Source organism: Streptomyces similanensis, assembly GCF_039543625.1.
GTDB lineage: Bacteria > Actinomycetota > Actinomycetes > Streptomycetales > Streptomycetaceae > Streptomyces > Streptomyces similanensis.
In genome coordinates this window covers 15,462-32,804 of record NZ_BAABKC010000071.1, presented here as the reverse complement: position 1 = coordinate 32,804, position 17,343 = coordinate 15,462, and the positions used below count along the sequence as shown (strand labels likewise).

Annotated in this window: 16 protein-coding genes; 8 read left to right on the top strand and 8 right to left on the bottom strand. The window is 72.0% G+C overall.

Annotated elements, in window-relative coordinates; all coding sequences use genetic code 11:
- Window positions 1–115: 115 nt before the first annotated feature.
- Both ABEB07_RS23750 and ABEB07_RS23745 read left to right on the top strand, forming a co-directional pair.
- Complete coding sequence (locus ABEB07_RS23750) at window positions 116–1,948, top strand: LCP family protein (protein WP_345670190.1); 1,833 nt, start codon at window positions 116–118, stop codon at window positions 1,946–1,948.
- Between the two features lie 143 nt (window positions 1,949–2,091).
- A complete protein-coding gene (locus ABEB07_RS23745; RefSeq protein ID WP_345670189.1) occupies window positions 2,092–3,720 on the top strand; it encodes an LCP family protein in 1,629 nt (542 codons plus the stop codon).
- A gap of 70 nt (window positions 3,721–3,790) precedes the next feature.
- Here ABEB07_RS23745 and ABEB07_RS23740 read toward each other — a convergent pair whose 3' ends face one another.
- Window positions 3,791–4,822: a glycosyltransferase family 2 protein gene (locus ABEB07_RS23740; protein ID WP_345670188.1), complete on the bottom strand. Its 1,032-nt coding sequence runs from the start codon at window positions 4,820–4,822 to the stop codon at window positions 3,791–3,793.
- A 127-nt stretch (window positions 4,823–4,949) separates the two neighbouring features.
- Between ABEB07_RS23740 and ABEB07_RS23735 the strand changes: the two genes are divergently transcribed.
- On the top strand, window positions 4,950–6,464 hold the full coding sequence (locus ABEB07_RS23735) for an LCP family protein (protein ID WP_176149256.1): 1,515 nt from the start codon (window positions 4,950–4,952) through the stop codon (window positions 6,462–6,464).
- A gap of 66 nt (window positions 6,465–6,530) precedes the next feature.
- Here the strand turns inward: ABEB07_RS23735 and ABEB07_RS23730 are convergent, their stop codons facing one another.
- Entirely contained in the window at window positions 6,531–7,088 is a 558-nt protein-coding gene (locus ABEB07_RS23730; protein WP_345670187.1) for an acyl-CoA thioesterase, read from the bottom strand.
- Window positions 7,089–7,208: 120 nt separating this feature from the next.
- On the opposite strand from ABEB07_RS23730, the gene ABEB07_RS23725 reads away from it, so the two are divergent.
- Window positions 7,209–8,528, top strand: a complete 1,320-nt coding sequence (locus ABEB07_RS23725) for an LCP family protein (RefSeq protein WP_345670186.1) — start codon at window positions 7,209–7,211, stop codon at window positions 8,526–8,528.
- Between the two features lie 81 nt (window positions 8,529–8,609).
- Here ABEB07_RS23725 and ABEB07_RS23720 read toward each other — a convergent pair whose 3' ends face one another.
- Both ABEB07_RS23720 and ABEB07_RS23715 read right to left on the bottom strand, forming a co-directional pair.
- Entirely contained in the window at window positions 8,610–8,978 is a 369-nt protein-coding gene (locus tag ABEB07_RS23720) for a four-helix bundle copper-binding protein (protein ID WP_164585101.1), read from the bottom strand.
- 214 nt (window positions 8,979–9,192) lie between these two features.
- Window positions 9,193–10,350: an acyl-CoA dehydrogenase family protein gene (locus ABEB07_RS23715; RefSeq protein ID WP_164585100.1), complete on the bottom strand. Its 1,158-nt coding sequence runs from the start codon at window positions 10,348–10,350 to the stop codon at window positions 9,193–9,195.
- A gap of 187 nt (window positions 10,351–10,537) precedes the next feature.
- On the opposite strand from ABEB07_RS23715, the gene ABEB07_RS23710 reads away from it, so the two are divergent.
- On the top strand, window positions 10,538–11,881 hold the full coding sequence (locus tag ABEB07_RS23710) for a UDP-glucose dehydrogenase family protein (protein ID WP_176149258.1): 1,344 nt from the start codon (window positions 10,538–10,540) through the stop codon (window positions 11,879–11,881).
- A gap of 159 nt (window positions 11,882–12,040) precedes the next feature.
- Here ABEB07_RS23710 and ABEB07_RS23705 read toward each other — a convergent pair whose 3' ends face one another.
- Window positions 12,041–12,547: a CGNR zinc finger domain-containing protein gene (locus ABEB07_RS23705; RefSeq protein WP_176149259.1), complete on the bottom strand. Its 507-nt coding sequence runs from the start codon at window positions 12,545–12,547 to the stop codon at window positions 12,041–12,043.
- A 133-nt stretch (window positions 12,548–12,680) separates the two neighbouring features.
- On the opposite strand from ABEB07_RS23705, the gene ABEB07_RS23700 reads away from it, so the two are divergent.
- Together ABEB07_RS23700 and ABEB07_RS23695 are read left to right on the top strand one after the other, a co-directional pair.
- Window positions 12,681–13,040 carry a VOC family protein gene (locus tag ABEB07_RS23700; RefSeq protein ID WP_345670184.1) on the top strand — a complete coding sequence of 120 codons (360 nt, stop codon included), beginning with the start codon at window positions 12,681–12,683 and terminating at the stop codon, window positions 13,038–13,040.
- A 54-nt stretch (window positions 13,041–13,094) separates the two neighbouring features.
- On the top strand, window positions 13,095–13,487 hold the full coding sequence (locus ABEB07_RS23695) for a VOC family protein (RefSeq protein WP_345670183.1): 393 nt from the start codon (window positions 13,095–13,097) through the stop codon (window positions 13,485–13,487).
- 98 nt (window positions 13,488–13,585) lie between these two features.
- Here ABEB07_RS23695 and ABEB07_RS23690 read toward each other — a convergent pair whose 3' ends face one another.
- The 3 genes from ABEB07_RS23690 to ABEB07_RS23680 are packed head-to-tail and all read right to left on the bottom strand — an operon-like array spanning window position 13,586 to window position 16,433.
- On the bottom strand, window positions 13,586–14,764 hold the full coding sequence (locus ABEB07_RS23690; RefSeq protein WP_345670182.1) for a dipeptidase: 1,179 nt from the start codon (window positions 14,762–14,764) through the stop codon (window positions 13,586–13,588).
- Between the two features lie 5 nt (window positions 14,765–14,769).
- A complete protein-coding gene (gene purE, locus ABEB07_RS23685; RefSeq protein WP_345670181.1) occupies window positions 14,770–15,297 on the bottom strand; it encodes a 5-(carboxyamino)imidazole ribonucleotide mutase in 528 nt (175 codons plus the stop codon).
- Complete coding sequence (locus ABEB07_RS23680) at window positions 15,294–16,433, bottom strand: 5-(carboxyamino)imidazole ribonucleotide synthase (protein WP_345670180.1); 1,140 nt, start codon at window positions 16,431–16,433, stop codon at window positions 15,294–15,296. The genes purE and ABEB07_RS23680 overlap by 4 nt, the downstream gene beginning before the upstream one ends.
- A gap of 241 nt (window positions 16,434–16,674) precedes the next feature.
- On the opposite strand from ABEB07_RS23680, the gene ABEB07_RS23675 reads away from it, so the two are divergent.
- Window positions 16,675–17,334 (top strand): GtrA family protein, encoded by a 660-nt coding sequence (locus ABEB07_RS23675; RefSeq protein WP_345670207.1) that lies wholly within the window; start codon window positions 16,675–16,677, stop codon window positions 17,332–17,334.
- Window positions 17,335–17,343 lie beyond the last annotated feature (9 nt).

The window sequence follows — 17,343 nt, the reverse complement described above, 5'->3', positions numbered from 1 at the left end:
AGCGATCCGGTGCAGCCGACCGCGAGGTCTCCCTGGGGTCGTGCACTGTGTGACTGACCCGAGCGCCTTTGAGGGGGAAGGCGCCGCGTGGCCCCGACGGAGGATTCGGACAACCGTGGACGCGCAAGGCCGTGGGCGGGCGGACGACATCGATCCCGCAGACCAATGGGTGCTCAATCCGGAGACCGGCGAATACGAACTGCGACTGACGCCTTCCGCTCCGCAGTCGCCGGTCCCCGGCCCCCGCAGAGCAGGCTCCCGCAGAGCGGGCGCACCCGGGACGTCCGGTGCGTCCGGTACGTCCCGTGCGTCCGCCCCGGCGGGCGCGCGCGGCCCGGCCGGCGCACCCGCCGGCCGGCGCGGCGCCGCGCCCGGACGGGAGCAGACGCGGGAGGACGCCCCCGGCCGGCCGGTGCCCGGCCAGGGCCGCCGCCGCGGCGCGCCGCAGGAGGAGCCGCCGCCGCCCGGGCGGCGGGGCCGCCGGCCGGAGAAGGCCAAGAAGTCGAAGACCAAGAAGGCCCTGATGTGGACCGGCGGCACCATGGCGTTCGTCCTGGTGGGCGCCGGCACCGCCGGCTATCTGATCCTCAAGCACCTTGAGGGCAACATCAGCAGCACCGACGTCGGCAGCGCGGCCAAGAACGGCTTCAGCAAGGACGAGGCGTTCAACCTGCTGATCATCGGCACCGACAAGCGCACCGGCAAGGGCAACGAGGGCTACGGTGACAAGGGCAGCGTGGGCCACGCGGACACGAACATACTGCTGCACGTCTCCAAGGACCGCACCAACGCGACCGCGTTGAGCATCCCCCGCGACCTGATCGTGGACGTCCCGGACTGCCCGACCGTGCAGCCCGACGGCAGCACCAAGGTGATCCCGGGGACGGAGAACGTCCGCTTCAACACCAGCCTCGGCCAGGACGGCCGCGACGCCGGCTGCACCATGCGCACGGTGAAGGCGGTCACCGGGATCGCCCCGGACCACTTCATGATGGCCGACTTCAACGCGGTCAAGACGCTGACGAGCGCGGTCGGCGGTGTCGACGTGTGCCTCAAGCGCGCGGTCAACGACAAGGACTCGCACCTGAACCTGCCCGCCGGCGAGTCGAAGATCGAGGGCGAGCAGGCGCTGGCCTTCGTCCGCACCCGGCACAGCTTCGGCAACCACGGCGACCTGGACCGGATCAAGGTGCAACAGCAGTTCCTCAGTTCGCTGATGCGCAAGATGGCCTCCGGCGACACCCTCAGCAACCCGGCGAAGCTGTACGACCTGGCCGACGCCGCCACCAAGGCGCTCACCGTCGACCAGGGCATCAACAAGGTCGGCACGCTCAAGGACATGGCCCTGGAGCTGAAGAAGGTGCCGCCGAAGAACATCACCTTCCTGACCGTGCCGGTGCTCGACAACCCGGCCGACGGACCGGTGCACAAGACGGTCATCGTCAACCAGGCCCAGGCCCCCCAGGTCTTCGACGCCATCAGCAACGACGTCTCCTTCACCGAGGTGAAGCGGAAGCAGAAGGCGGCCAAGGACGCCGAGGCCGCCCGGCTGAAGGGCGCCAAGTCCGCGGCCTCCGACGTGCGCGTGCGCATCCTCAACGGCGGCGCGCCTCCCGGTTCCGCGCAGGAGACCCTCACCTGGCTGCAGAACACCAAGGGCGTGACCAAGTCGGAGAACGGCAGCAACGCGCCCGCCAAGCTCGCCAGGACCCAGCTCGAATACGCCCCCGACCAGGCCGCCCAGGCCCGTGAACTCGCCTCGCTCATGGGGCTGTCCGGGTCCGCGCTCAAGCCGGGCGAGAGCGTGCTCAACGCCCAGGGACTGCCCGCGATGACGCTGACGCTGGGCAAGGACTTCAAGGGCGCGGGGATCTCGCTCACCGCTCCGGCCAAGGCGCCCACGGTCGACGGGCAGTCCACGGCCGACAAGGTTCAGTGCGCCAGTTGAGCGCAACCGTGTGACCTGACGGGCCTGTCCTACGTCTTACGAGGCGTACGACAGGCCTGTTCGATGACATGCAGCAGGGTGGGGAGGATGGGGAGTTGACCCAGAGCGGTCTGCGCGGGGAAGGGCATGCGGTCGATGACACGATGCCCCTCGCGTCGCGGGGTGGCAGCGCGCCGGACGGCAGCGGCCGGCCCGGCGCCGGGGAGGGCGACGGCGGGAAGGGCGGCGGCCGAAGAGGCCGCGGTACGGGCGGAAGACGGCCCAAGAGACGGGTGCTGCGCTGGTCGGCGACGGTGCTCGCGGTCGTCATACTCGGCACGGCCGGCGCCGGATACCTGTACTACGAGCACCTCAACGGCAACATACGCAAGGGCGAGCGCGACAGCGGCGACTCCAAGGCGCACAAGGCACAGCCCAACGCGGCCGGCCAGACGCCCGTGAACATCCTGCTGATCGGCTCCGACAGCCGCAACTCGGACGCCAACGTCGCCCTCGGCGGCAGCAAGGAGAACCGGGGCAGCCCGCCGCTGGGCGACGTGCAGATGCTCATCCACCTGTCCGCGGACCGCGAGAGCGCCTCCGTGGTGAGCATCCCCCGCGACACCCGGGTCGACATCCCCAAGTGCAAGGACCCGAAGACCGGCAAGGAGTTCGCGCCGGTCAACACCATCATCAACGAGTCGCTGGCACGCGGCGGCGCCGGCTGCACCCTCGCCACCTGGCAGAACCTCACCGGCGTCTACATCGACCACTGGATGACGATCGACTTCGCGGGCGTGGTGAGCATGGCCGACGCCATCGGCGGCGTCGACGTCTGCGTGAAGCAGAACGTGTGGGACCACTCGACGCCCGCCCAGCGCGGCGGATCCGGTCTGAAGCTGAGGGCGGGCACCCAGAAGGTCCAGGGCAAGCAGGCCCTCCAGTGGCTGCGCACCCGGCACGCCTGGGGCAGCGACCTGATGCGGGCCCGCGCCCAGCACATGTACCTGAACTCGATGATCCGCACGCTCAAGGGCCAGAACGTCTTCACCGACAGCGGCCATCTGATGGACCTGGCCGAGGCGGCCACCAAGTCGCTCCAGGTCTCCGAGGAGATCGGCACCGTCAAGAAGCTGTACGACCTCGCCATGCAGCTCAAGACGGTCCCCACCGACCGCATCACCATGACGACGATGCCCAACGTCACCGACCCGCAGAACCGCGACCACGTCGTGCCGGCCGGCACGGACGCCCAGAAGATGTGGCAGATGCTCCGCGACGACGTGCCCTTCGACGCCAACGGCAAGCCGACCGAGGGCGGTTCGGGCGGCAAGGGCGCGAAGGCCGCGGCCGCTTCCGCGGACCCCGCGCATCCGGACGACCAGATCGGCGTCATGGTGCAGAACGGCACCCGTACGTCGTCGCTCTCCCCGGTGCGCCACCGGGCGGCCGACATCAGCGACGTACTGGTGGGCAAGGGCTTCACCAAGGCGTCGGCGGACGCGTCGGTGACGCCGGACGCCGACAAGACGGTGGTCCGCTACCCGAGCGCCGATCTGAAGGGCGACGCCGAGCGGGTGGCCAAGGCGCTGGGCATCCCGGTGAGTTCGCTGGAGAAGTCGACCGACGTCTCCGGCGTCACCCTCGTCGTGGGCGCCGACTGGCGCACGGGGTCCTCCTACCCGAAGGAGGCGGCCCCGAAGGCGGGCGACATCCCGAAGACCTCCGACGCCATCAACGGCGCGGACACCGGGCAGTGCATGGACGTGAGCGAGAAGATCTACACCTGGTAGCCCGGCGAACAGGAAAGGGCCCCGTCCTCGGACGGGGCCCTTTCCCGTGTTCGTACGGCGCGGGCGGCGGTCAGCCGGCGGCGGGGACGACCGCCGGGCGGCGGGAGGCGATGACCTTCCTGGCCAGCGACCTGGGGCTGGTGAGGAAGCCCCAGCCCCACGACATGTGCATGGTGGCCAGGGCCACCGGTATCCGCAGCCGCGCCTTCGGCGGCAGGCCCTTGCCCGCGGGCAGCGAACCGGCGGCGATCGCCGCCAGGTAGCCGGCCGGGACCACGAACGCCCACGGAGTCACCGCGACGCCCGCCACGATCCCGGCCGCGATCGCGCACACCGCGGTCGGCGGGGCGAGGTAGCGCAGGTTGATGGAGCCCTCGTGGTAGCGGGCGACGACGTGCCGCCAGCGGCCGTAGTCCTTGTACTGCTTGGCCAGCGCGCGCACGCTCGGACGGGGGCGGTAGGAGACCCGCAGCTCGGGCGAGAACCAGATCAGGCCGCCCGCCTCGCGGATGCGGAAGTTCAGCTCCCAGTCCTGGGCGCGGATGAACTCCTCGTTGTAGCCGCCCTGCTGCTCCAGCGCGGCGCGGCGGAAGACCCCCAGGTAGACGGTCTCGGCCGGGCCGGCCTGGCCGCCGGTGTGGAAGGCCGCGTTGCCGACGCCGATCCTGGAGGTCATGGCGGCGGCGACCGCGTGCTCCCAGGCGTTCTCGCCCTCGGCGTGCATGACGCCGCCGACGTTCTGCGCGCCGGTCTCCTCCAGGAGCCGGACCGCGGTGGCGATGTAGTTCGGCGAGAGCATGCCGTGGCCGTCGACGCGGACCACGATCGGATGGCGGGACGCCTTGATCGCGGCGTTCAGCGCGGCGGGGGTGCGGCCGGTGGGGTTCGGGACCGTGTGCACGCGCGGGTCGTTCCGTACGAGTTCGGCGGCGATCTCGTCCGTGCGGTCCGCGGACGGACCCAGGGCGATGACGACCTCCATCTCGCCGGCGTACTCCTGCGCGAGGATCGCTTCGACGGCCCCGCGCAGATGCCGCTCCTCGTTGAGGACGGGCATGATCACAGACACGGCGGGGAACCGCACGTCGGGCTTGGCGTTCATCGGTGCTCACGTTACCGCGAACGGGGGACACCGGTGCGCGCCGCGGGGGCCCGCTCACCGGTCAGCCGATCGTATGGCCCTACGGTGCTCACGGTGTCCACCCACGCCATATGCGGAGGTGTCCCCCATGTCCACCACGTCGCACCGGCCGCCCCGGCCGCCCGCGCAGTCGCGGCGCGCACCGCGCCGGCCCTCGCCCCCGCCCCCTCCCTCGCCCCGGCCGGACCACCTGCCCTACGCGCCCGCGCCGCGGCGCAGACCGCGCTGGGCCATGCGGGCGGCGATCACCCTGTCGGTGGTGCTGCTCGCCTCCGCCGGGATCGGGCACGCGGTGGTCTCCAGCCTGGACGCCGACATCAGCCGGGTCGATCCGTTCCGGGACATGAAGAACCGCCCGCCGAGCGGGCACGGCATGAACGTGCTGCTGGTCGGCACCGACGGCCGGGACCGGATCAGCGAGCGGGAGCGGCGGGCGTACCGGCTGGGCGGCCAGCCCTGCCACTGCACCGACACCATGATGATCGTGCACGTCTCCAGCGACCGGGAGCGCGCCAGCGTCGTCAGCCTGCCCCGGGACACCTACGTCGAGCTGCCCGCCCACGTCGACCAGGTCACCGGCAGGCAGCGCCCGCCGCACCCGGTGAAGCTGAACGCGGCGTACGCGGAGGGCGGCCCGAACCTCACCGTGCGCACGGTCGAGGACCTGACGCACCTGAAGATCGACCACTACCTGGAGGTCGACTTCACCACCTTCATGCGGACCGTGGACGTCCTGGACGGCGTGCCGCTGTGCACCGCCGAACCGCTCAAGGACGCGTACACGGGGCTCGACCTGCCGGCCGGCACGCACACCCTGACCGGCGGGCAGGCCCTCCAGTACGTCCGCTCCCGGCACGTCGACTCGGGCAGCGACTTCGGCCGGATGCAGCGCCAGCAGCGGTTCCTGGCCGCGCTGCTGGAGCGGGCGACCGCCTCGCGGGTGCTGCTGAACCCGATGCGGTTCCGGGACGTGACCCGGGCGGTGCTGGGGTCGGTCCGCGCGGACCGCGGCTTCCACACCGACGAGCTGCTCGACCTCGGGCGGGCGATGCGGAACTTCTCCCCCTCGTCCTCGGAGTTCACCACCGTCCCGATCGCCCAGACCGCCTTCCCGGTCAAGGGCCTCGGCTCGACCGTGAAGTGGGACCCGGTCAAGGCGCGGGAGCTGTTCCGCTCGCTGCGCGAGGACCGGCCGCTGGCCGCGCGGGAGCAGGCGCCGCGCACCGACCCCTCGGCGTCGGTGGAGATTGCCCCGCGGCGGGTGCGGGTGCAGGTGGAGAACGGCACCGACACGGCCGGTCTCGGGCGACGGGTGGACACGGCGCTGGCCGGGGTCGGCTTCGTCACGACCAAGGCGCCGGTGGACTCCCGCGAGCGCGGCGTCAAGCGGACCGCCGTGCTCTACGACCCGCGCTGGGACCGTTCGGCCCGGTCGGTGGCGGCCGCGCTGCCCGGCAGCGAGCTGCGCGCCGTCCCGGGCATGGGCGCCACGATGCGGGTGATCGCCGGCGCCGACTTCCGCCAGGTCCGCCCGGTCCGCGTCGAGGACCCGGTCAAGCGCGCCACCAAGGTGGTGCGCGGCGACGAGGTCTCCTGCGAGTGAGCGCGCCGTGCCCGCGGGGCGCGGCGGGGACGAGGACGGAGACAGGGGCCGGCGGGGCCGCGCGGCTCAGTCCTCGAAGCCCTCCGCGGCGCGCTTCTCGCGCAGTTCCCGGATGGCGCGGCGGCGGGCCAGACGGTGGGTGCGGCGGATCTGGGCCTCCTCGTAGCGCCGCTTGTCCCGCTCGGTCTCGGGCAGGACGGGCGGTACGGTGCGCGGCCGACCGTCGGCGTCCACGGCGGCGAAGACCAGGTAGGCGGAGCCGACCTGGGTGGCGGGCGTGGACTCGTTCCAGCGCTCGGCCAGCACCCGGACGCCGACCTCCATGGAGGTCCGGCCGGTCCAGTTGACCTGGGCCTTCACATGGACCAGGTCGCCGACCCGGACGGGTTCGAGGAACACCATCTCGTCCATGGAGGCGGTGACGGCGGGGCCGCCGCTGTGCCGGCCGGCCACCGCGCCGGCCGCGTCGTCGACCAGCTTCATGATCACTCCGCCGTGCACCGTACCCAGCAGGTTGGTGTCGCTGTGGGTCATGATGTGGCTGAGGGTGGTGCGGGAGGCCGAGGTCGGCTTGCCCGGGATCTCCGGGGCACCGGATCCCACGGCCGAGGACTGATCTGTCATGGCCCCCACCCTATGCCGAGGCGACAATCGGGCTGATTTGTGTCAGCTTCGCAACAGCGAGGCCCTGATTTTCCGACGGCCCTTGTAAGGCACACCCCGCCGCCCGGCACACTGGGCCACATGAATGAATGGCCCGAGGGGCGGTCCGACCGAGACGGCGGACCCCGGTACGGACGCGGCAGCGCCGGGGCGCAGCCGGAAGGCGCACAGGTGATGCGCCAGGTACGGCGCGGCGGCCAGGTGCCGCCCGGACAGCGCGCCCCCGGCGGCCGCGGCCGCCCCTCGGCGCCGCCCCACGGGGTGCCGCAGCAGCCGTCGTACGTCGACGGCGGCGAGGGCCGGGGCTTCGCCGGCGGCGACGGCTACGACAGCGGCTACAACACCGGCCAGGTGTACGGCACCCCCGGCGGTGGCGGCCCGGCGGGCCCCGGCGGCTCGCACCCGCGCGGTCCGCGCCCCGCGCCGAACTGGCGGCGCCGGATCAAGTGGACCGCGATCACGGTGGTCACGGTCGTGGTGGTGACGTCGGTCGCCACCTACTTCTGGGCCGACTCCAAGCTGCACCGCGACGTCGACCTGTCCAAGGTCATCGACCGCCCGGACTCCGGCGACGGCACCAACTACCTGATCGTCGGCTCCGACAGCCGCGCCGGGATGTCCGCCGAGGACAAGAAGAAGCTGCACACCGGCTCCGCCGAGGGCAAGCGCACGGACTCGATGATGATCCTGCACGTCGGCGGCAACGGCGACACGCTGATCTCCCTGCCGCGCGACTCGAACGTGGAAATACCTTCGTACAAGGGCGCGGAGTCGGGCAAGACGTACCCGGCGACGGGACGGCAGACCAAGCTGAACGCCGCCTACGCCGAGGACGGCCCGACGCTGCTGGTGCGCACCGTCGAATACAACACCGGTCTGCACATCGACCACTACGTGGAGATCGGCTTCGCCGGCTTCGCCAACATCGTGGACGCGGTCGGCGGTGTGGAGATGACCATCGACAAGCCGTTCAAGGACAAGTGGTCCGGCGCCGACTTCCAGGCGGGCAAGCAGAAGCTGAACGGCCAGCAGGCCCTCGCCTTCGTCCGCACCCGGCATGCCTTCGCCGCCTCCGACCTCCAGCGCACCAAGAACCAGCAGAAGTTCCTCTCCGCGCTGGCGCACGAGGTGGCCACGCCGTCCACGGTGCTCAACCCGTTCGCGTTCTACCCGACGATGAGCGCGGGACTGGACTCCCTGGTCGTCGACAAGGACATGAGCCTGTGGGACCTGGCCTCCATGTTCTGGGCGATGAAGGGCGTCAGCGGCGGCGACGGCACCTCCATGAACATGCCGATCTCGGGCTCCACGGGCGGCAACCTCGTCTGGGACAAGGCGAAGGTCAAGACGCTGGTGAACGAGCTGAACCACGACGAGAAGGTCACCGTCTCGGGCGACTGACGGCAGGCAGGGCGCGCCCGGCGCGCGCAGCGGGGCCCCGCGGTACGAGACCGCGGGGCCCCGCCGCCGTGCCGGGGCGGGTCACATGGGAGCGCCCGCCATCGAGCGGCACATCTCGGCGCAGCGGCGACACGCCTCCGCGCAGCGCATCATCATCTGGTCGTCGGGCATCGACATGCACGCCTCGGCGCACATGTCGCACGCCTTGGCGCACATCGCGCACATGTCGCCGGCCATCGGCGAGCGGCGCATCATCATGTCCGCGCACATCCGGGTGGTCTCGGAGCAGTCCATGAGCGCGCGCATGATCTGCATCTGCGCCTGACCGCCCATCTGCATGCAGGAGCTCATGGCCTCCTCGCAGATGTTGTGGCAGGTCATGCAGGCGTCGACGCAGTCCTGCATCTCCTTGCTCATGGCGGTCATGGCGCTGGGCTGGGTGTGGGTCATGGCTCCTCCAGGGGGGACGACGGGAGCGGGGGCCGGGGACGGACCCCGTGCCCTTCCGTCGTACAGCCGCCCGCCGCCGCCCGCCATTCGGAGCAGCGGCCGCCGCCAGGGCCGTTGGAGTGGCGGCCCGCTCCCGGCCGCCGGACGCGCGACGGCCCCCGGCGGTGTCCGCCGGAGGCCGTGCGCGAGGAACCCGGGAGCCAGGGGCGACCGGTTACGGCAGGTTGCGGGCCATGACGATCCGCTGGACCTGGTTGGTGCCCTCGTAGATCTGGGTGATCTTGGCGTCGCGCATCATGCGCTCCACCGGGTAGTCACGGGTGTAGCCGTAGCCGCCGAGCAGCTGGACGGCGTCCGTGGTGACCTCCATGGCGATGTCCGAGGCGAAGCACTTGGCGGCCGCGCCCAGGTAGGTGAGGTCGGCGTCGCCGCGCTCGGAGGCGGCCGCGGCCTGGTAGGTCAGGGCGCGCGCGGCCGAGACCTTCATGGCCATGTCGGCGAGCATGAACTGGATGCCCTGGAAGTCGGCGATCGGCTTGCCGAACTGCTTGCGCTCCTTGACGTAGCCCTTGGCGTAGTCGAGGGCGCCCTGGGCGATGCCGAGGGCCTGGGCGGCGATGGTGATGCGGGTGTGGTCGAGGGTCTTCATCGCGGTGGCGAAGCCGGTGCCCTCGGCGCCGATCATGCGGTCGGCGGGGATGCGCACGTTGTCGAGGTAGACCTCGCGGGTCGGCGAGCCCTTGATGCCGAGCTTCTTCTCCGGGGCGCCGAAGGAGACGCCCTCGTCGGACTTCTCCACGACGAAGGCGGAGATGCCCTTGGAGCGCTTCTCCGGGTCGGTGACCGCCATCACCGTGTAGTACTCGGAGACGCCCGCGTTGGTGATCCAGCGCTTGACGCCGTTGAGCACCCAGAAGTCGCCGTCGCGCACGGCCCTGGTCTTCATGCCGGCCGCGTCGGAGCCCGCGTCGGGCTCGGAGAGGCAGTACGAGAACATGCCGTCGCCCTTGGCGAGCGGCGTCATGTACTTCTTCTTCAGCTCCTCGGAGCCGGACAGGATCACCGGGAGCGAGCCCAGCTTGTTCACGGCCGGGATCAGGGAGGAGGACGCGCAGACGCGGGCCACCTCCTCGATGACGATGACCGTCGCGAGGGCGTCGGCGCCCGCGCCGCCGTAGCTCTCGGGCACGTGCACGGCGTGCAGGTCGTTCGCGGTCAGGGCGTCGAGGGCCTCCTGCGGGAAGCGGGCCTCCTCGTCCACCGCTGCGGCGTGCGGCGCGATCTTCGCCTCGGCCAGCGAACGGATGGCGTCGCGGAGCATGTCGTGCTCCTCGGACGGGCGGTACAGGTCGAAGTCAGCCGATCCGGCCAAGGTCTCTCACGCTCCAAAGACGACCAGGGAATGCTAATTACCGTTAAGTAACACAAATTTTAGGGGCCGCGCCCACGCGAGGGATACGTGAGCTTGGCGACAGCCGGGACATCGCCCGTCGTGGGCGGCGCCCACGCCCCGGATATGCTCGGGCAGCGCATTGCCATCATCCCTCCTGGAGCACCGCATGAGCCTGAAGATCACCGTGATCGGCACCGGCTATCTCGGCGCGACGCACGCCGCGGCCATGGCCGAGATGGGCTTCGAGGTGCTCGGGCTCGACGTCGTCGCCGAGAAGATCGAGATGCTGCGGCGCGGCGAGGTCCCGATGTACGAGCCGGGCCTGGAGGAACTGCTGCGCCGGCACGTGGCCGGCATCGAGGGCTCCACCGGCCGGCTGCGCTTCACCCAGGACTGGGCCGAGGCGGGCGCCTTCGGCGACGTCCACTTCATCTGCGTGAACACTCCGCAGAAGCACGGCGAGTACGCCTGCGACATGAGCTACGTCGACTCCGCGATCGCCTCCCTCGCCCCGCACCTGACCGGTCCGGCGCTGGTGGTCGGCAAGTCGACGGTGCCGGTCGGTTCGGCGGACCGGCTGGCCCGCAAGGTCGCCGAGCTGGCGCCCGCGGGCGAGGACGCCGAACTGGCCTGGAACCCGGAGTTCCTGCGCGAGGGCTTCGCCGTCCAGGACACCCTGCACCCGGACCGGATCGTGGTCGGCGTGCGCGGCGAGCGGGCGGAGAAGCTGCTGCGCGAGGTGTACGCCGCGCCGATCGGCGAGGGCTCCCCGTTCGTGGTCACCGACTTCCCGACCGCCGAACTGGTGAAGACCTCCGCGAACTCCTTCCTGGCCACCAAGATCTCCTTCATCAACGCGATGGCCGAGGTGTGCGAGGCGGCCGGCGGCGACGTGGCCAAGCTGGCCGAGGCGATCGGGTACGACGACCGGATCGGAAAGAAGTTCCTGCGCGCCGGGATCGGCTTTGGCGGCGGCTGCCTGCCCAAGGACATCCGGGCCTTCATGGCGCGCGCCGGCGAGCTGGGCGCCGACCAGGCGCTGACGTTCCTGCGCGAGATCGACTCGATCAACATGCGCCAGCGCGGGCAGATGGTGGAGCTGGCCCGGCAGGCGCTGGGCGGCGGGCCGTTCCTCGGCAAGCGGATCGCGGTGCTCGGCGCCACCTTCAAGCCCGACTCGGACGACGTGCGCGACTCGCCCGCGCTGAACGTGGCCGGCCAGATCCACCTCCAGGGCGGCCAGGTCACCGTCTACGACCCCAAGGGCATGGCCAACGCCCGCCGCGTCTTCCCGACCCTCGGCTACGCCGACTCCGCGCTGGCGGCGGTCCGGGGCGCCGACGCGGTGCTGCACCTGACCGAGTGGCGGGAGTTCCGCGAGCTGGACCCGGCCGAGCTGGGCGAGGCCGTCGCCGCCCGCCTCGTACTGGACGGCCGCAACGCGCTGGACCCGGACCTGTGGCGCCGCGCGGGCTGGACCTACCGGGCGATGGGCCGCCCGACGGCGTAACGACACCGGGCGACGGGTGCCGCTGCCGTACGGCGACGGCTTCCGTGGCCGGACCGGTGACGGCGACGGCTTTCGCGGCCGGACCGGTGACGCCGGTTCGGCCGAGGCTCAGTCGGCCGAACCGGCGTCCTCCCGCATTCTGCACCACCGGCGCGCCGCTCAGCCCGCCCGCGCCCGGTAGCGGCGCATCTTCGCGCGCGCCCCGCACACCCGCATCGTGCACCAGCGGCCGCGGCCGGCCGGACTGCGGTCGTAGTACGCCCAGTGGCAGTCCGCCGCCTCGCAGGCCTTCAGCCGGGTCCAGGTGCCCGCGACGAGCGCCTCGGCGACCGCGGCGGCCACCCGGCAGAGCAGCGGCCCGGCGTCGGCCGGGGCCAGGGCGGCGGAGCCGTCCCGGGCGTCGACGGCCACCAGCAGCGGGGCCCCGGCCAGCAGCTCGCCCAGCGGGGCCACCGCGCGGTGCGGCGGACGGCCGGCGTGCGCCAGCAGCGCCGCCCGCAGCGACTCGCGCAGGGCGCGCGCCGCGGGCAGGCCGGCCGCGTCGATCCCGAACTCCGCCCGGCCCTCCGGCGTGTCGAGCCGGTCGGCGCCCCCGTCGAGATCCAGCGTGTTGACCAGGGACTGGAGCAGAGCCAGGCCGCCGGGTGCGGGCGATCTCTCACTCATACGGCGACGGTACCGCGCAAAACCGTTGCGCGGTTACCGGCAATGGGCCAGCATGCGGTAACCGTTACCGGTTACCCGTCCTTTCAGGTAACCGCCACCGCAGGTAACCGTCATCGCTCTCTGGGAGGAAGTCATGGCTCTCGCCAAGCTGGGTGTCGTCGTACTGGACTGTCCCGACCCGCGCGCGCTCGCCGCGTTCTACGCCGAGGTGCTGGGCGGGACGGTGGAGGGGGAGGGCGACTGGGTGGACCTGACGGTGCCCGGCGGGCCCGCGCTGGCGTTCCAGCGGGCGCCCGGCCTGACCGCGCCGGAGTGGCCGCGCGCGGACCGCAACGCGCAGCAGTTCCACCTGGACCTGACCGTGGCGGACCTGGACGCGGCCGAGCGGGGCGTGCTCGCGCTCGGCGCCAAGCCGCTGGCCGAGCCGGACGGCAAGAGCTTCCGGGTTTACACGGACCCGGCCGGGCACCCGTTCTGCCTCTGCGCCTGCTGACGTCCCGGGCCGCCGGGAGGGTCCCGCCGACGTCCCAAGACACCGGGAGCTGTCATGCCTGCCGTGGCCCGTCTGCGTTCCGTCGTCCTCGACTGCCCCGACCCGCACGCGCTCGCCGGCTTCTACGCCGGCCTCGGCGGGGGCACACCGCGGGCCGAGGACGACGACTGGGTGGTCCTGGCGATCCCCGGCGGGCCGCGGCTCTCCTTCCAGCGGGCGCCCGGCCTGACCGCGCCGGAGTGGCCGCGCGCGGACCGCAACGCGCAGCAGCTGCACCTGGACTTCGACGCCGGGTCCACCTGGGAGGAGATGGACGCCGCCCACGAGCGGGTGCTGGCCCTCGGCGCGCGCCCGCTGGACCTGGAGGACAGCGAGAAGAAGGACTTCCGGGTCTACGCCGATCCGGCGGGGCATCCGTTCTGCCTCTGCCGGATCGAGCACCCGTAAGGGAGCACCCATGGGGGAGCGCCCGTAGGGGAGCACCCATAGGGGAGCGCCCGTAGGGGGCCGCCGCGACCGACGGCCCCCGGTGACGGCCGGCTCCGTCAGCCGTCCAGTTGCGCGAACGTCGCGTGGGACGGTGCCCGCGTGGCTTGGACGTCGCGGGCGACGTCCTCGGCCGCGCCCAGCACCCGTACCGCGTTCTGCCAGGTCAGCTTGGCCAGGTCGGACGTCGACCAGCCGCGGTCCAGCAGTTCGGCGAGCAGGTTCGGGTAGCCGGAGACGTCGTCGAGACCGGCCGGGGTGAAGGGCGTGCCGTCGTAGTCGCCGCCGATGCCGAGGTGGTCGACGCCGGCGACCTCGCGCATGTGGTCGAGGTGGTCGGCGACGGTGGCCGCGGTCGCGACCGGCCGCGGGTGCGCCTCCTCGAAGGCCCGGTGCACCTTCATGCCCTCCTCGGTGGTGTCGAGGTGGTGCAGGCCGTGCGCGCGCATGTTCTCATCCGCGGCGACCGTCCAGTCGACGGCGGCCTGGAGCACGAACTTGGGCACGAACGTCACCATCGCCATGCCGCCGTTGGCCGGCAGCCGCTCCAGGACGTCGTCCGGGACGTTGCGCGGGTGGTCGCAGACGGCGCGCGCGGAGGAGTGCGAGAAGATCACCGGGGCCACCGAGGTGTCCAGCGCGTCCCGCATCGTCGTCGCGGCGACGTGCGAGAGGTCCACCAGCATCCCGAGGCGGTTCATCTCCCGCACCACCTCGCGCCCGAACGCCGACAGACCGCCCACGACCGGCTCGTCGGTCGCCGAGTCCGCCCACGCCGTGTTGTCGTTGTGGGTGAGGGTCATGTAGCGCACGCCGAGCGCGTACAGCTGGCGCAGCACGCCCAGCGAGTTCGCGATCGAGTGGCCGCCCTCGGCGCCCATCAGGGAGGCGATGCGGCCCTCGCCGCGGGCCGCCTCCATGTCGGCGGCGGTCAGCGCGGGCGCCAGGTCCGCCGGGTGGCGCTCCAGCAGCCGCCGTACGCAGTCGATCTGCTCCAGCGTCGCGGGGACCGCGTCGGGCAGGTCGGAGCGGACGTAGACCGACCAGTACTGCGCGCCGACGCCGCCCGCGCGCAGCCGGGGCAGGTCGGTGTGCAGATGGGCGTTCTGCGGGACGGCGATGTCGCGGGCGCCGAGGTCGTAGTCGACCTGCTCGCGCAGCGCCCAGGGCAGGTCGTTGTGGCCGTCGACGACGGGGAAGTCGCGCAGCAGTTCCCGGGCCCGGTCCAGTGAACTCATCGCGGTCACTTCCCCCCGCCGAAGCCGAAGCCGGCCGCGCCCTCGACCTTGGCGCGCAGCCGCTTGCCCTTCTCGGTGGCCTGGTCGTTGAGGTCCTGGAGGAAGTCGGTCATCCGGTGCCGCAGCTCCTCGTCGTGGGCGGCGAGCATCCGGACGGCCAGCAGACCGGCGTTGCGCGCGCCGGCCACCGACACCGTCGCGACCGGGACGCCGGCCGGCATCTGCACGATCGACAGCAGCGAGTCCATGCCGTCCAGGTACTTCAGCGGCACGGGCACGCCGATCACCGGCAGCGGGGTGACGGAGGCGAGCATGCCGGGCAGGTGGGCGGCGCCGCCCGCGCCCGCGATGATCGCCTTGAGCCCGCGCTCGGCCGCCTGCTCGCCGTACGCGATCATCTCGCGCGGCATCCGGTGCGCGGAGACGACGTCGACCTCGTAGGCGATCTCGAACTCGTCGAGCGCCTTGGCGGCGCCCTCCATCACGGGCCAGTCGGAGTCCGACCCCATGACGATGCCGATAACGGGGCTCATTCGGTGATCGTGCCCTTCAGGTAGCCGGCTGCGTGGTGGGCGCGTTCCAGTACGTCGTCCAGGTCGTCGCCGTAGGTGTTGACGTGGCCGACCTTGCGGCCGGGCTTCACGTCCTTGCCGTACATGTGGATCTTGAGCTGGGGGTCGCGGGCCATGCAGTGCAGGTACGCGGAGTACATGTCCGGGTAGTCGCCGCCCAGGACGTTGGCCATGACCGTCCACTTCGCGCGCGGGCGCGGGTCGCCCAGCGGCAGATCGAGGACAGCGCGGACGTGGTTGGCGAACTGCGAGGTGATCGCGCCGTCCATCGACCAGTGGCCGGAGTTGTGCGGGCGCATCGCCAGCTCGTTGACGAGGATGCGCCCGTCGCGCGTCTGGAACAGCTCGACGGCGAGGTGGCCGACGACACCGAGTTCCTTGGCGATGGTCAGCGCCATCTCCTCGGCCCTGAGCGCGAGGGCCTCGTCCAGGTCGGGGGCCGGCGCGATCACGGTGTCGCACACGCCGCCGACCTGCCGCGACTCCACCACCGGGTAGGCCACCGCCTGCCCGTGCGGGGAGCGGACCACATTGGCGGCCAGCTCGCGGACGAAGTCGACCTTCTCCTCGGCCAGCACGGGCACACCGGCGCGGAACGGGTCGGCGGCCTCCTCGGCCGAGCCGACCACCCACACGCCCTTGCCGTCGTAACCGCCGCGGACGGTCTTGAGGACCACCGGGAAGCCCGCGCCCTCGGCCGCGAACGCCGCCACGTCGGCCGGATCGGCGACGATCCGGTGCCGCGGGCAGGGCACGCCGAGCGCGTCGAGTCGCGCCCGCATCACGCCCTTGTCCTGGGCGTGCACGAGCGCGTCGGGGCCGGGGCGCACGGGGATGCCGTCCGCCTCCAGGGCCCGCAGATGCTCGGTGGGTACGTGTTCGTGATCGAAGGTGATCACGTCGCAGCCCCGTGCGAAGTCCCGCAGCGTGTCCAGATCGCGGTAGTCGCCGATGACGACGTCGCTCACGACCTGTGCCGCGGAATCCTGAGGGGTGTCACTGAGGAGCTTGAACCTGATGCCGAGCGGGATGCCCGCCTCGTGTGTCATACGAGCGAGCTGTCCACCGCCGACCATGCCGACTACCGGGAACGTCACGCCCCTAGGGTATCGGCCGGGCCACGGCGGCCGGATCCCGCGCTCCCGCCCCGCCCGCACCCGCGCTCCCCCGGCCCGCGCCGGGGCGTCTTACCGAGCCCTTCACCGTCTCTTTCCCGTCTTTTCCGGGACTCTTTCCGACCCGTTCGGGGGGTCATGAGCCGTCCGCGGGCGCGGGCACCCGCCGCTGGTTAGCATGGCGGGGTTGACGAAACCGACCCGGACGGGGGCCTGCACGACCATGGGACATGGTTCCTCGGGACGCCCACCGGCGTCCCCGGCCTCCCCGGCGACCCCCGCACCGCCCGCGTCCGGCGCGTCCGGCGCGTCCGGCGGCGGCCTGCTCGGCCGGATCCGCCGGGCCTGGCGCGAGGTCGTCAAGTTCGGCGCGGTGGGCGGAGCGGGCCTGCTGGTCAACCTGCTCGTGTTCAACCTGGTACGGCACACCACCGACCTCCCGGTGGTGCGGGCGAGCGTCATCGCGACCGTCGTGTCGATCGTCTTCAACTACATCGGGTTCCGCTACTTCACCTACCGGGACCGCGACAAGAGCGGCCGCACCAAGGAACTGACGCTGTTCCTGCTGTTCAGCGCCATCGGCCTGGTGATCGAGAACGGCGTGCTCTACCTGGCGACGTACGGCTTCGGCTGGCACAGCCCGCTCCAGAGCAACGTCTTCAAGTTCCTCGGCATCGGCATCGCCACCCTGTTCCGCTTCTGGTCCTACCGCAGCTGGGTCTTCCGCGCCCTGCCGGCCGGCCGGGAGAGCGGCGCGGCGGCCGGCGACCCGGGGTCCGGCGCCCGTGAGCCGGTGGCGGACGCGGAGTCGTACCTGAAGGCGCAGCCGAAGGGCCCGCAGAGCCCGCGGCCGAAGAAGCCGCAGCCGAAGGTCTACCGCTAGCGAGGTCCA

Excerpts from the sequence above, each read along its gene's own strand:
- ABEB07_RS23745 (WP_345670189.1), top strand. The coding sequence starts at position 2,092 with ATGCCCCTCGCGTCGCGGGGTGGCAGCGCGCCGGACGGCAGCGGCCGG.
- ABEB07_RS23740 (WP_345670188.1), bottom strand. The coding sequence starts at position 4,822 with ATGAACGCCAAGCCCGACGTGCGGTTCCCCGCCGTGTCTGTGATCATG.
- ABEB07_RS23735 (WP_176149256.1), top strand. The coding sequence starts at position 4,950 with ATGTCCACCACGTCGCACCGGCCGCCCCGGCCGCCCGCGCAGTCGCGG.
- ABEB07_RS23730 (WP_345670187.1), bottom strand. The coding sequence starts at position 7,088 with ATGACAGATCAGTCCTCGGCCGTGGGATCCGGTGCCCCGGAGATCCCG.
- ABEB07_RS23725 (WP_345670186.1), top strand. The coding sequence starts at position 7,209 with ATGAATGAATGGCCCGAGGGGCGGTCCGACCGAGACGGCGGACCCCGG.
- ABEB07_RS23720 (WP_164585101.1), bottom strand. The coding sequence starts at position 8,978 with ATGACCCACACCCAGCCCAGCGCCATGACCGCCATGAGCAAGGAGATG.
- ABEB07_RS23710 (WP_176149258.1), top strand. The coding sequence starts at position 10,538 with ATGAGCCTGAAGATCACCGTGATCGGCACCGGCTATCTCGGCGCGACG.
- ABEB07_RS23705 (WP_176149259.1), bottom strand. The coding sequence starts at position 12,547 with ATGAGTGAGAGATCGCCCGCACCCGGCGGCCTGGCTCTGCTCCAGTCC.
- ABEB07_RS23700 (WP_345670184.1), top strand. The coding sequence starts at position 12,681 with ATGGCTCTCGCCAAGCTGGGTGTCGTCGTACTGGACTGTCCCGACCCG.
- ABEB07_RS23695 (WP_345670183.1), top strand. The coding sequence starts at position 13,095 with ATGCCTGCCGTGGCCCGTCTGCGTTCCGTCGTCCTCGACTGCCCCGAC.
- ABEB07_RS23690 (WP_345670182.1), bottom strand. The coding sequence starts at position 14,764 with ATGAGTTCACTGGACCGGGCCCGGGAACTGCTGCGCGACTTCCCCGTC.
- purE (WP_345670181.1), bottom strand. The coding sequence starts at position 15,297 with ATGAGCCCCGTTATCGGCATCGTCATGGGGTCGGACTCCGACTGGCCC.
- ABEB07_RS23675 (WP_345670207.1), top strand. The coding sequence starts at position 16,675 with ATGGGACATGGTTCCTCGGGACGCCCACCGGCGTCCCCGGCCTCCCCG.